We start from the raw sequence: 13,812 nt of genomic DNA, 5'->3' as shown, positions 1-13,812 counted from the left end.
TAGTGGCATTTAACCTGTGGTGGGTGTCGTAGTTTTGGGTAGTCGGAGGGCCGAAACCGGCCCTCCGGGGAAGTTACTCCTGGTTTAGCGCATACCAAAGCTGACCCTGAGCGATGCTGCCGTCATTGACGGCGGTGCGCTCTGGCCAGAGCCAGCGAGTCTGGTGTTCGCCCATGATCGCCTGCAGCCGCTCCAGCAGGCAGCGGTTCATCATCACCCCGCCACTGAGCACCAGGGGGTAGTCCGGGTAGCGTTCCATCAGGCTGACCATCATCTGGGCGACGGCGTTGATGAAGGCTCGGGCCCAGGTGGCGGTGTCCAGCTTGCTGTGTCCCAGGGTCATCATCTGATGCACCAGAGGGGCGGTATCGATAATGGGGCCGATGCTGGCGGGCAGGCTCAGCAGGTTGACCTCGCTGTCCTGGCATTGCTCGGCAGCCGCTTCCAGCAGCATTCCGGCCTGACCGTCAAAGTCGGTCTCGCGGCACAGCTGCAGGAAGCAGGCCACGGCGTCGAACAACCGACCCATGGAGCTGGAGTAGGGGGCATTGATTCCCCGCTGCCACATCAGGTGCATATTCTTCAGGGCCATATCCTTGATGCCGAACTTCTGAGGCCAGCCGCTGGCCTGCACCTCCTCCAGGGAGTAGTGCTGGAACATCAGGGAGAGGGCCACCCGCACCGGATACTTGATCGCCTGTTCCCCGCCGATCAGGCGGAAGGGTTTGACGTAGTGCAACCGGGTGTAGCCCTGAGTGTCTGCCAGCATCACCTCGCCACCCCACATCTGCCCGTCGTCGCCCAGGCCGGTGCCGTCGAAAGCAAAACCCAGGACCTTGTCGGTGCGTTTGTGCTCTGCCATCACCGCCAGAATGTGGGCGTGGTGGTGCTGCACCTGCAGCAGGGGCAGTTCCTGGCGCTGGGCCAGATTCTGGGCCCACTGGCTGGAGCCATAGCCGGGGTGCAGGTCGGTGACCAGTCGCTCCACCTTGAGGTCATAGATGCGCTGCAACTGGGCCAGGGTGTGCTCGAAATAGCCCTCGGTGGCCAGGTTATCCAGGTCGCCGATGTGGGGGCTGGTGATCGCTCGCTGGCCGAAGGCCAGGGCCAGGCGGTTCTTCTGCTGGGCGCCTACTGCCAGGGTGGTACACTGAGCTTCGGTGTCCAGCCGTTCGGTCTGTGGCGCCACCCCGCGGGCCAGGCGCCACCACTGGGTCTGCCCGCCAACCACCTGAACCACGGAGTCGTCGCAGGCGTTGAGAATGGGTCGGTCGTGATCCAGGATGCCATCCACCACGTGGCCCAGTTTGTCCACCAACTGACTCAGCTCGGTGATCACCGGCTCGCCGGAGAGGTTGGCACTGGTGGCCACCAGGGGCCGATCCAGCCGCTCGAGCAGCAGCTGATGGATGGGGGTGTAGGGCAGGAACAGTCCCAGGCGATCAATGCCCGGCGCCACCGACGGGGCCAACGTGTTGTTGCCCAGGGTGCGCATCAGGGTAATGGGGCGCTCCTGGGAGCAGAGGGTGTCCCACTCCTCGCGGGTGCCCTTGACCAGGGTCTCGGCGGTGGCGCGGTCTTTGACCATCACCGCCAGGGGTTTGGCGGGGCGCCGTTTGCGTCGCCGCAATGTGTCTACCGCCAGGTCACTGGTGGCGTCGCACATCAGGTGATAGCCTCCCAGTCCCTTGATGGCAATGATCTTGCCTTTGGCCAACTGGCTGCAGCAGTGCGCCAGGGGATCGGTGACCGTCAATGGCTGACCACTGGCCTTGCGCCAGGTCAGCTGAGGCCCACAGTGGGGACAGCTCACCGGCTGAGCGTGGTAGCGACGATTGAGGGGGTCCTTGTACTCCTTGGCACACTCGGGGCACATCTTAAAGCCTGCCATGGCCGTGTTGGGCCTGTCGTAGGGCAGGTCGCGGATGATGGTGTACCTGGGACCGCAATTGGTGCAGTTGGTGAAGGGGTAGTTGAAGTAGCGGCTGTTCGGGTCGCGGATGTCGTTGAGACAGTCGTCGCAACTGGCCTTATCGGTGGCCAGGGCCACCTGGGCATCTTGCTTGCCGCTGCTTTCCAGAATAATGAACTCCGCCTCATCCGGGTTGATCGGATGATCCTCGAGGGACAGGTGATCGACCTTGGCCAGAGGCGGGAGTTGGTGGCGCATGGCGTCTTCAAACGCGGCCAGCTGGGCCGCAGTGCCCTGCACCTCGATGGCAACGCCGTTGGCGTCATTGAGGACATTGCCGGTCAGAGCATTTTCTGTGGCGTGGCGGTAGACAAAGGGCCGGAAACCGACCCCTTGTACCGTACCAAGGATCTGGTAGTGCTGGCGCCTCAGACTCATGCACGCTTCCTGCGCTTGAGGAACAGACCACCGGCCGCCAGGTTGGAGCCGTCAAAGTCCAGCGCTTCGGGCCACATCAGGTGGAAGTTGTTGCCCAGGCGGCGATGGATGCGGTCCATCAGCGCCGGAGAAGCAAACTCATCCCCGGCCAGGGCCAACTGATCGATGCCCACATCCGCGTCCAGCTGTTCCACCCAGTTGGCAACGAAGTCGGCGAAGGAGTCCACCAGGCCGTAGCAGGTGGCCTGGATGCTGTTCTCATCCGCCATGGCGTAGCTCAGGGCGGCTTGCAGTGCCTTGTGGGGCTGCACCGTCAGCACCTCATCGTCGTCGCGCTTGAGCTTGAAGTCGATGCGGGGGCTGTTCTTGCCGTCGTGGCCCAGGGCCAGGGCGGTGAACTTGCGGGCGGCGGTCAGGCGATCGTCACCGGGTTCGGCCACCTGCAGCAGCCAGGCAATCAGGGCCATCACGCTGGACAGGTTGCCGCTGATGGGGGTGTCGCTCATGGCGTCCAGGGTGGCGGCACGCTCTGGGTGGAGCTCGCGGAAGCGGGCGACCAGACGTTCGCCGGTCTCGGCGCTTTCGGCGATGGCGTTGAGGATCTGATTCGGTGCAATCCACTTCTCAGGCAGTTTCACCAGCCACTGGTACTCGCCCTGGTCATCCTGATGGATCAGGCCTGAGGGGCGGTTGCCACTGAGGTAGAGGGTGGCCGTGGTGCTGCCCCTGGGGGCAAACAGGGTGGCGCCGTGATGGGCACAGGCGGCGGCCCAGCGATCATTGATGTTCTGACGACCATCTTCGCTCAGGAGCAGTTTGCCGTCGTTCACTTCGGCGCGATAGCCACCGATCACCGCGTCGTCCCACAGGGGGGCTTCAGGGCAGGCGATGTCGCCCGGCTGGGTGCGGTGGCTCAGGGCCAGGGGCTTCTCCTCCAGGAAGGTGAGCACCAGTTTGGGGGCTGGCTCCACCTCCTCGACGGCCACCAGCTCCACACCGGCGTCGGCCAGCTTCTGAGCCAGTCGCAGAGAGATCCTGTCGTCGGCCAGGTGGCACAGGTAGGTGATGTGCGCCAGGGTGTTGGCCTTGGCAAACTCCGCCTTGGGCAGCAGCTGCAGCATGGGCTTTTCCAGGCTGCTCAGCAGGCGCACGCCCTGATTGGAGAGGTGCAGGGCGGTGTTCAGGGCTTCGGCACGACAGAACATCAGCTGTTTGGGCTGGATGTTGCCGAGGCGGCGGAAGCGGCGCAGGCCACTGCCGGTGGCCAGGGTGCACTGACCTTTTGCCAGGAAGGTGTCTACGGCCTGCTGCAACTGGTCGCTGTCCAGGCTGGGCTGAGCCTCGCTGCCACAGTGGTGGCAGGTCTGCAGGTGATCACGGCAATAGCCACAGTAGGGGTTGTGAACCGGACCATGGGCCAGGGCGTGTTCGTCACCCTCGAGCTCCTCAACAGGGAGCAGTTCACTGCGCTCCAGCCAGCAGGAGAGAGACCACTCCTGACCCACCTGTTCAGCCAGCTCCGACAGTTGCTCCTGATCGCCTTCGGCGATGAAGAAGTAGGTGTTGTCGGTTTTGCCTGTGGTGAGTACCTGGGGGTGGGTCAGCAGCTGGTTGCAGCGATGAGCGTAGTAGGGGACCGGACGGTCGCAGTGGAAGTTAAACTTCAGCTTCATGGCTGGGGTCCTTAGGTGTCGCAGGATTGGTGGGCCAGGGCCTGGATGTCGAGATCCTTCACCTTGGTGGCGCGGATCCCCAGGGTCTCCAGATGACCAACCAGGGCTTTCTCCATGGTAGGCACGGCGCCTTTGACCTGGTCGGTGAGCTCAAAGCTCATGGATTCCAGGACAGTGGGTACCACACCCAGGACATAGGTCTCGGGCCGATCGCCCACCATGTCCATCATGTTCAGGGTTTGCAGCATCTCCACTTCGTGGGCGCTGCCTTGCCAGTCCACCTCGGCGGGGGCCCGGTCAAAATTGAAAAAGAAGACGTCGCCGAAGTTGGCGTTCGCGGAGTTGATGGTGTCGACCACCACCAGATGGTCATAAGGGGCAATCAGAGGAATCAATGCGTTGGCCAGAGTGCCGCCGTCCATGAATTCCAACTGAGGTTGCCCCTCGAATTTGTACGCTTTCTGGAAGTAGTTGGCAAAATGTACGCCGATGCCTTCATCGGCGTACAGTACATTGCCAATCCCCAGAATGAGGATTTTTTCTGGCATATCGATTACTTGTGCTTCATTGGGTGGTAGTCATAACCGGACACAATGGAATCCACAGAGTTGTGCTTAAAGCGGATGCCACTGAACACAGCCATGTATACATGGATAACCATGAAGATGACAAATACCCAGGTCAGGAAGTGGTGCAGCTCTCGCACAAAGGCCAGGGTTCCGAACATCGGAATCAGGGCTTCGGCGATGGGCATAAAGGCACCCCCCAGTCCTTCGTGATACACATGGGCGTGCAGGATCAGACCGGTAACACACATCACCACGATAACCATGGTCAGTGCGAAGTAGGTCATGTACTGCAGCGGTCCGTAGACACCGGACTTGTGCATGTTGCCCATGTAACCGTAGGCCATCAGGTTCTCAATCCATTTCTTGGGACTGATCACATCACGGAATGAACGCCGCTCAATATCACTCTTACTGAAGAAGTAAAGATAGGCGCGAATGATGGTGATCGCCACAAGCAGGAAACCTGCAACCAGGTGGCCGAAGCGCACCCAGCCTTGCATCAGGTTGTCGGGTCCACCGTACTGGACCAAAAAGGGCCAGGAGATGTAGAACCCGGAGATTACCAGCAACACGATGGAGAGCGCACGCAGCCAATGGCAGATACGGATCACCGGCGTGAAGATGTAATCTCTTGAATGTGGAACCTTGTTAGACATAGCTCCTCCTTAGCAGGCGTTGGGTGCTACTTGGAACTGCCCCAGATCCTGGCCTTTGTAATCCATCACGTGTACGGCACAGGCCATACAGGGGTCGAAGGAGTGGATGACGCGGATGATCTCCAGAGGCTTGGTAGGATCTTCCAGCTTCATGCCAACCAGGGATTCCTCGAAAGGACCAACCTTGCCGTTGGCGTCCACAGGACCGGAGTTCCAGGTGGTGGGTACCACGGCTTGGTAGTTCTCGATCTTGCCACCCTTGATGCGGATCCAGTGGCTGAGCAGGCCGCGAGGTGCTTCAATCACACCCACACCCTTGTACTCTTTGTTGGGATCGATAACCGGCTCGATGTAGGTGGACTCATCAACAAGGATGTTGTTCACCAGGGCATCGAAGGTCTTCAGGCTGTTCTCGGCAACCAGCATGGTCTGTACCAGACGGGACGCGGTACGGCCCAGAGTGGTGAACAGAGCTTCAACAGGCAGGCCAGTGGCTTCCAGCAGACCGTTAACGGCGCCAACCACCTGCTTGTTTCCGCGGGCGTAGGCGACCAGCAGGCTGGACAGGGGACCCACTTCGATGGGCTCACCAGCGTAACGAGGAGACTTAACCCAGGAGTACTTGCCTTCGTTGTCGAAGGTCGGCAGCTTACCGTAAACGGTGTCACGCTCGATCAGGCCGGTGTAGTTAGGCTCGGTCACACCATCATAGGGGTGACGGGCCGCGCCGTCCTGGTACCAGGAGTGAGTCACGTCCTCTTCGATCAGGGTCAGATCAACGTCCTGAACATTGGCCAGGTCGCCATTCATGATCACGCCCTGCTGGAACAGGTACTCGCCGTTGCCCAGGTAGAAGTCTTCGGCGGCCATGAAGTTCTTCACGCCCACGCCACCCAGTACGGAGGGCTCTTCTTTGTAGGCTTCGGCAGCCATCAGTACGTCAGGCAGGTAGGCACGGTTGATGAAGTCGTTCACTTCGGCGTGCTTCTGCTTCCACTCTTGCAGACGGGCTGGGGACAGCATGTCGCGAACACAGCTTACGCCACCAACAACCAGGGATTGTGGGTGAGGCTGCTTACCACCGAAGATGGCCAGCATCTCGGCAGCTTTACGCTGAACTTCCAGGGCCTTCAGGTAGTGGGATACGGCGATCAGGTTCTGCTCGGGAGAGAACTTGTAGGTGCCGTTGCCCCAGTAAGCGTTGGCGAATGGCCCCAGCTTACCGGTGTTAACCAGACCCTGTACCCGCTCCTGTACGGCGCGCAGTTCACCTTCGCCAGCGGCGATTGGGGTGGCGCTGTACTTCATGGCAACCTGAGCGGCCTTGGCCGGATCGGCGCTCAGAGCGGAGACGATGTCTACCCAGTCCAGGGCATGCAGGTGGTAGAAATGAACCACGTGGTCATGCATGTACAGGGAGGACTGCATCAGGCTGCGCAGCAGCTTGGCGTTCTCAGGAATCTTCAGGTCCAGAGCGTCTTCTACCGCTTCGATGGAGCAGCGGTAGTGGGAGTAGGTACATACACCACAGATACGCTGAACCAGCAGACCCGCATCCATAGGGCTACGGCCCTTCAGGATGGTTTCGATGCCGCGCCACAGGGTGGAGCCGGACCAGGCTTTGGTGATGACATTATTTTCATCGACCTCAACCTCGACACGAAGGTGACCTTCAATCCGGGTGATTGGATCGACTACAACACGTTTGCTCATCACTTATCCTCCACATCTTTGGCAAACACACCGGCGACGGCGTGGGCACCGAGACCTACTACCGACAGGCCAAGGATGGCGGTGCCGATAAAGTCAGCGGTCTTATCCAGGCTGTGGATATCGCGGCGACCCAGGGGTTTTTCGAAATCGGCCATGGCGTCCCAGAAGTTGGGCTCGGAACAACCGATACAGCCGTGACCGGCCAGCACGGGCCAGCTGGTGTGGTGGTTAAAGCGCTCGGTGGGGCAGTTGTTGTAGGTATAAGGACCCTTACAACCAACCTTGTACAGGCAGTAACCCTCTTTGGCACCTTCATCACCGAACTTCTCGACGAACTCACCGGCGTCGAAACGACCGCGGCGCTCACAGTTGTCGTGAACACGCGCGCCGTAAGCCCACTTGGGACGACCGTACATGTCCATTGGAGGCAGTTTGCCGAACATGACGAAGTACATCAGGGTACCCACGATGTTCTTCTCACTTGGGGGACAGCCACCCAGGTTCACAACGGGCTTGTGAACAACCTGGTCAACGCCCTTGGCGTCGGTTGGGTTTGGCGCAGCGGCCTGAACACCACCGAAGGCGGCACAGGTACCCACGGAGACGATGGCGGCGGCGCCTTCGGCTGCGTGGTGGATGATTTCGGTACCGGTGTGGCCCTTACAGCCTACGGTCAGGTAGTGACCATTGTCGGCGGTGGGGATGGCGCCCTCTACAGCCAGCACATAGCCGCCTTTGTAGGCTTCCAGTGCGTGCTCCAGGTTCTCTTCAGCCTGCCAGCCGGCGGCGGCCATCAGGGTCTCATGGTATTCCACAGAGATGTGGTCGAAGAGGACACTGTCGATGGAGGGGGTGTCACAGCGAATCAGGGATTCGGAACAACCGGTACATTCGGCCATGTGCAGCCAGATCAGCGGCACACGATCGGCGACCTCTGCCGCTTCGGCCACCAGGGGGCTGAAGGAGAGTGGCAGAGAAAGCATAGCGGTTACCTGTGCGGACCAGGTCATGAACTCCCGACGGGAGATGCCCTGGCTCTCGAGGCGTTGCATCAGCGGAGTGGACTTAACCGCGTTGATCTTTTTCAACTCGGAAAGTCGCTTTTTTCCCCGCGAGAATAAAGCGTCGTACTGTCCCATATTTTTTAATCCTTGCATTGGGTACACGGGATTGCCATGGAAAGTGTATGGAATTCGATGTTGGACATAATGACCGAGATCAATATTGGTGACATATATCCACAACCCTTGCTGTTAACGACCTGTTGTCGTGATCTAAATCATGGTTTTTTGGTAACTTTGGCTTGAACCATATTTTTTGTCTTATTTTTGGGGTTGAAAGTGAAAGAAATTTGTTAGCAGACCTTGGGCAAGCTGTATCTTTCTACATCTGAAATTGGCTGTTTCGCGGATCAATATGTGCGACATTTTGTCTGTGACCGCTGTCACTATGGGTCACTTTTGGAGACTTTTATCCTTTTTTGATATTTCTCAATCTTTTTTAGTCTCACGTTTTTTATTCCTTTGAATTCTGGAAAAAAGAGCCAATTAAAATTAATCATTGGCTCTCGAAAAAGTTTATCACTAAGTATTACGGATTCATTTTTCGTAATACCGGGTATTGCCGGTATTTTGCATCGTAATAGGAACTATTCTCATAAAGCCAGCGGAGCCGGGCCTGAGGGTTATTTGCAAAACTGGGATCTTCAGCCAGTTTTTTAGCAAACACCTTTTTTAGAGCCGGATCACTGTCGAGCATCTTCTGCGCCATGGGCTCTATGGCGTAGTCCTCGATATATTCGGTACGGGTGAAAATGGGATTGAACAATCCCCACTGAAGCAGCGAGTCTGGCGCCTCAGGTTCCAGCAGCTGGATCGCCAGTGCCCCCAACGGCTGATCCGTGCTGACCCGCCAGGTGCCCTTGGGCAGGGTGTGGCGGCCGAAGTGTTCGGTGGCGGTGACCGACACCCGCTGACGCCCTTCATAGTCCTTCTCGGCAAACTGATGTTGCAGGCGGTAGGAGCTCAACGCCTGAGTGACCGGCTCTGACAGCTGGCTCATGTGGATGCCGTGCAGCTGCAACCTCTCCACCACCTGCTGCCATTGGGGGGGAATATAGTAGGCCGCAGGCCGGGCCCGGTGGATTCCGGGGCGGGTGCGTCCGGTGACCGGCAGATTGGGGTAGAGCTTGGGTTGGCCGTTCCAGCGAATCACCTGGGCGCCGCTCACTTCGCTGATTTCTGCGGTGTAACCGATCCCCTTGAAGTCCCATCCCCGGGGCTGGCGTTCGCTCTCCCAGGTGAGGATCACCGGATCCGGGCGGCGGGCCCGGTCCTGCGCCACCGCCTGGCGTAGCCCTTCGCCCTTATCCGCCAGCAGCGTCAGCGTATGCTCCAGCATGACATAGGTCCCCAGCACCCTCTGACGGAAGGGTTTGAGGCTGTGGTTCTCGATGAGAATGGTGGGCAGGTGGCGCACGTCGCCATAGCCGTTGGAGTAACGAGGGGAGGGGTTCCACAGGCTCAGCCCCTTGGCCATGTTGGTGTTGTCCATGGCGAACACCAGAGGCCCCGGGGTGTGCCCGGCCCGGCTCAAAGTGAGATCGACCGAGGGGCGGTAGCTGTTCTCCAGCCATTGATGGGTGGCGGGGCTGTGTCCCACCGCCAGGTTGTAGCCGTAGGTGACGTCGTATTGATAGTCGATGCCGTCGGTGACGTGCACATCTATATAGAGGAGGGGATCCCACCGATTGAGGGCAGAGATCATCGCCTGCATCTCCGGGGCGTCCGCCTTGGCGTAGTCGCGGTTTAAGTTGAGGTTGGTGGCGGTGGTTCTCCAGCCCATCACCTCGGGGCCCCTCTGGTTCACTCGATTGTAGGGGCCGCGCCGCTCATGACCATCCACATTGAAAATGGGCACGAACAGCAGGTTGACGCCGTCGAGCAGGGCGCTTTTTTCTCCCAGGGCCATATCCCGAAGCAGCATCATGCCCGCTTCCTTGCCATCGATCTCTCCGGCGTGGATCCCCGCCTGCACCAGCAGGGTGGGGTGGCCGTTCGCCTTAAGTTCCTCCGGCGTGGCCGCGCCGTCACCGGCGGCAACCACCATCCAGATCTCCCGGCCCTGGGGGGAAGTGCCCAGGCTGACCTTGCTGAGTTTGGAGGAGCGGCCAATCAGGTCGTCGAGCCAGGCAACCGTTTCACGGTAGTCCGGACTCTGGGTCAGGCCGCTGCGCTCACCCGGGGTGGCGTGAGGGTTGGAGGCTGGCAGTTGCAGCTGTTCACTGGCCCCTTGCCAGGGTTGTTGAGGGGGCAGGATGGGATCGTTGAGATAGTGGCCAAATGCTGTCATCGGCAACAGGGCGGCGGCGAGCAGGTGCTTCATGGTCTTCCTTGGGGAGCGGGTCAGGGTGTCAACTTAAAAAGGAAGGATCGGAATTCAGTTGTTCTAAGTCAACTGAATCGAAATTGCTGAAAAAACTGAAATTCGAATTCTCATAGAGGGGAATAAATTTGATCCCCGTCAAGGCAATGCAAAGTTGCATCAAAAATGCCTTTATTGAGTTTCGGGGATATTTTAAGCTGGCCCCACTAAAACATGCATAACAGATATAACTTTAAAGGAGCGCCACCGTGTTTTGTATTCAATGTGAGCAAACCATGCAGACCCCAGTGGGTAACGGTTGTCAGTACGCCATGGGCATGTGCGGCAAGACTGCAGAGATCTCCGATCTCCAGGATGTGCTGGTGTACATGCTGCAGGGCGTCAGCGCCTACGCCAACGCCGCCCGCGAAGTGGGTGTGGTGGATGCCGATGCAGACGCGTACATTCCCCAGGCTTTCTTTTCTACCCTGACTAACGTGAACTTCGATGAGAGCCGCCTGATCGAGTACACCGCCAAGGCGATAGACACCAAGGCGCGCCTGAAGGCGGCTTATGAAGCTGCCTGCACCGTTCAGGGTGTTGAACCCAAGGTTCTGGCCGGCGCCGGTCAGTTTGAGATTTCCGCCGAGAAGGTTGCCATGCTGAGCCAGGCACCAGCCACCGCGGTCAACCGTGGTCTGAACGACGTGGGCGAGGACATCGTCGGCCTGCGCCTGCTGGTGCTGTATGGTCTCAAGGGTGTGGCGGCTTACATGGAGCACGCCCGCATCCTGAAGAAGCAGGATGAAGCGGTATACGCTGAGTTCCACCGCATCATGGCCCGCCTGGGTGAAGATCCCAGCGATCTGAACGAGCTGCTGGAGCTGGCCATGGCCTGTGGCCACCTGAACTACAAAGTGATGGAGATGCTGGACGCCGGCGAAACCGAGGCCTTTGGTCATCCGGTTCCGACCAAGGTGAACATGAAGCCGGTGGCCGGTAAGGCGATTCTGGTGTCCGGCCACGACCTGATCGACTTGCAACACATCCTGGAGCAGACCAAGGACAAAGGCATCAACGTCTACACCCACGGTGAGATGCTGCCAGCCATGGCCTACCCCGAGCTGGGTGGCAAGTACCCGCACCTGGTCGGTAACTACGGCAGCGCCTGGCAGAACCAGCAGAAAGAGTTTGCCAACTTCCCCGGTGCCATCGTGATGACCTCCAACTGTCTGATCGATCCCAACCCGGGTTCCTACGCCGACCGTCTGTTTACCCGTAACATCGTGGGCTGGCCGGGCGTGGTGCACCACACTGGTGACGATTACAGCGCCGTCATCGAGAAGGCGCTGGAGTGTGAAGGTTTCAAGTATGACGAGATCCCTCATTACACCATGACCGGTTTTGCCCGCAACGCCCTGATGGCCGCGGCTCCGGCAGTGATTGAGCAGGTGAAGGCTGGCAACATCCGTCACTTCTTCCTGGTCGGTGGCTGTGACGGCGACAAGCAGGAGCGTAACTACTTCACCGAATTCACCAAGGCGGCCCCTCAGGACACCCTGCTGCTGACCCTGGCTTGCGGCAAGTTCAAGTTCAACGACCTGGAGTTCGGCGACATCAACGGCATTCCCCGTCTGCTGGATGTGGGTCAGTGTAACGATGCTTACTCTGCCATTCAGCTGGCTCTGGCTCTGGCCGAGACCTTCGAGTGCGGTGTCAACGATCTGCCTCTGTCCCTGATTCTGTCCTGGTTTGAGCAGAAGGCGATTGCCATCCTGCTGACCCTGCTGGCTCTGGGCATCAAGGATATCCGCGTCGGTCCGACCGTACCCGGCTTCCTGACCCCCAACCTGATCAACCACCTGCATGAGCAGACCGGCTTGCGCCTGACCACCACAGTGGAGCAGGATATGGCCGACATCCTGGGTTAATCCCCAAGACCAGAGACAAAAGGGGAGCATGGCTCCCCTTTTCTTCCTACAGGAGAGGTATTGATGCAGCTGACCTGCACAGAGATTCGGGCGGAAACCCACGACGTGAACACCTACCTGTTCGAGTCGGACCAGCCCATCGATTTCATCCCTGGCCAATTTCTGCCTCTGCAGGTGGAGATCGACGGCCAGAGCCACAGCCGTTGCTACAGCCTGGCCTCCATTCCGGGTGACAGCCGCTATGCCCTGACCATCAAGCGGGTCGGCGGGGGGCTGGTGTCCAACCACCTGGCAGACAATGCCAAGGTGGGGGACAACTTTGCCACCCTGGCGGCAGGAGGAGAGTTCCACTTCCAGCACGCCGCCGATGGCAAACTGCTGATGCTCAGCGCCGGCTGCGGTATTACTCCGGTTTACGCCATGCTCAGGGCCCGCCTGCTGGCGGATCCCGAGGCGGACATCATCTTTGTCCACAGTGCCCGTACACCGGCGGATCGTATCTTCCCCGAGCAACTGGAGCAGCTGGCCCGGGATCACGCCAACCTCAAGCTTTGCTGGGTGGTGTCCCAGGGTGCGGAGTCCGGCCAGCATAACGGCATGCTGGACGCTCGTATGCTGCTGTCCCTGGCCACCGACATCCGGGATCGCACCATCCTGATGTGTGGGCCCCAAGGCTATATGGAAGCGGCGCATGAGTGGTTTGATGCCCTGGGTGTGGACGCCAGCAAGGTCTTTCATGAGGCCTTTGCCCCGATATCCGGCGACAACGGGCCTGAATCGGCCTCAGAGGGCGCTGGGCACACGTTGACTGTGGCCGACAAGGCCGTAAGCATCGACGGCTCCCAGACGGTTCTGGAGGCTCTGGAGGCGGTCGGTCTGCCGATCTTTGCCGCCTGTCGTGCCGGTGTCTGTGGCAGTTGCAAGTGCAAGGGCGAAGGGGACAAGCTGGAACGTACCTCTGTGGGACCACTGACGCCACAGGAACTGGAGGAGGGCTATTTCCTGGCCTGCACCTCCAAGGTGACCGGTGACATGCAGGTGACCCTGCCATAGTCACGGCGCAGTCCAAGATGGTTTAGGCGGTCACTCACTACGCTTAAGTGGTGCTGTGCATGACCTGATCAACAAGCCTCCCAAGTGGAGGCTTTTTTTGTGCTCCGGAAGGGCTGAATTTTCGCACTCAATGGCTGATGTTTGGCCGGCTTCGCCCCCTTTGGACTCACCTAAAAGCACGCAAAAAAAGCCTGTCGAATCGCCCGTGGGACAAAATGACCCGACAAGAATCTGCGTCAAATGAGCTTCGGTAAATCCAATCGTTCATCTGCTATTATTGTGTGATCGCGATCGCACTGTCGAGCGAAAAATGGTCGATGCCGGGTTGCGAGCTTGTTATTGCGTGGTTGGGTTTAGGTGAAATGAGGCGGGCGCTTGGTCAAACCAATTTTCCTTTGGTTAAATCTGTGTAATTAAATGTGGCTTTAAGTGATCGTTAAATGTTGCATTTTGTGGTTTCTTTCATAATTGTGAACCTGATTTTACATAAATTTAACCAAATTC

9 protein-coding genes are annotated in these 13,812 nt (G+C 58.9%); 2 read left to right on the top strand and 7 right to left on the bottom strand.

The genetic code is table 11. The features are described from left to right. Window positions 1–73 precede the first annotated feature (73 nt). From hypF to G505_RS0118665, 7 genes are all read right to left on the bottom strand, one after another. Window positions 74–2,350, bottom strand: a complete 2,277-nt coding sequence (gene hypF / locus G505_RS22010; RefSeq protein WP_035385550.1) for a carbamoyltransferase HypF — start codon at window positions 2,348–2,350, stop codon at window positions 74–76. Continuing rightward, window positions 2,347–4,023, bottom strand: a complete 1,677-nt coding sequence (locus G505_RS0118690) for a hypothetical protein (protein WP_028110918.1) — start codon at window positions 4,021–4,023, stop codon at window positions 2,347–2,349. Before G505_RS0118690 ends, hypF begins: the two co-directional genes overlap by 4 nt. 11 nt (window positions 4,024–4,034) lie before the next feature. Beyond that, window positions 4,035–4,571, bottom strand: coding sequence for a HyaD/HybD family hydrogenase maturation endopeptidase (locus tag G505_RS0118685; protein ID WP_028110917.1), 537 nt, complete (start codon window positions 4,569–4,571; stop codon window positions 4,035–4,037). Window positions 4,572–4,576: 5 nt separating this feature from the next. Continuing rightward, a complete protein-coding gene (gene cybH, locus G505_RS0118680) occupies window positions 4,577–5,248 on the bottom strand; it encodes a Ni/Fe-hydrogenase, b-type cytochrome subunit (RefSeq protein WP_028110916.1) in 672 nt (223 codons plus the stop codon). Between the two features lie 9 nt (window positions 5,249–5,257). Next, the gene (locus tag G505_RS0118675; protein WP_028110915.1) at window positions 5,258–6,961 is read right to left on the bottom strand and encodes a nickel-dependent hydrogenase large subunit; all 1,704 of its coding nucleotides are present in this window, start codon (window positions 6,959–6,961) and stop codon (window positions 5,258–5,260) included. Beyond that, window positions 6,961–8,100, bottom strand: coding sequence for a hydrogenase small subunit (locus G505_RS0118670; RefSeq protein ID WP_028110914.1), 1,140 nt, complete (start codon window positions 8,098–8,100; stop codon window positions 6,961–6,963). Before G505_RS0118670 ends, G505_RS0118675 begins: the two co-directional genes overlap by 1 nt. Window positions 8,101–8,551: 451 nt before the next feature. Continuing rightward, on the bottom strand, window positions 8,552–10,345 hold the full coding sequence (locus tag G505_RS0118665; RefSeq protein ID WP_035385549.1) for a M14 family metallopeptidase: 1,794 nt from the start codon (window positions 10,343–10,345) through the stop codon (window positions 8,552–8,554). A 248-nt stretch (window positions 10,346–10,593) separates the two neighbouring features. Between G505_RS0118665 and hcp the strand changes: the two genes are divergently transcribed. After that, window positions 10,594–12,255: a hydroxylamine reductase gene (gene hcp / locus G505_RS0118660; RefSeq protein WP_028110912.1), complete on the top strand. Its 1,662-nt coding sequence runs from the start codon at window positions 10,594–10,596 to the stop codon at window positions 12,253–12,255. Window positions 12,256–12,318: 63 nt separating this feature from the next. Continuing rightward, window positions 12,319–13,308 (top strand): FAD-binding oxidoreductase, encoded by a 990-nt coding sequence (locus tag G505_RS0118655; protein WP_028110911.1) that lies wholly within the window; start codon window positions 12,319–12,321, stop codon window positions 13,306–13,308. Window positions 13,309–13,812 lie beyond the last annotated feature (504 nt).

The organism is Ferrimonas futtsuensis DSM 18154, assembly GCF_000422645.1.
Lineage (GTDB): Bacteria > Pseudomonadota > Gammaproteobacteria > Enterobacterales > Shewanellaceae > Ferrimonas > Ferrimonas futtsuensis.
The sequence above is the reverse complement of the archived record's forward strand: the minus strand, read 5'-3'. Positions and strand labels throughout refer to the sequence as shown.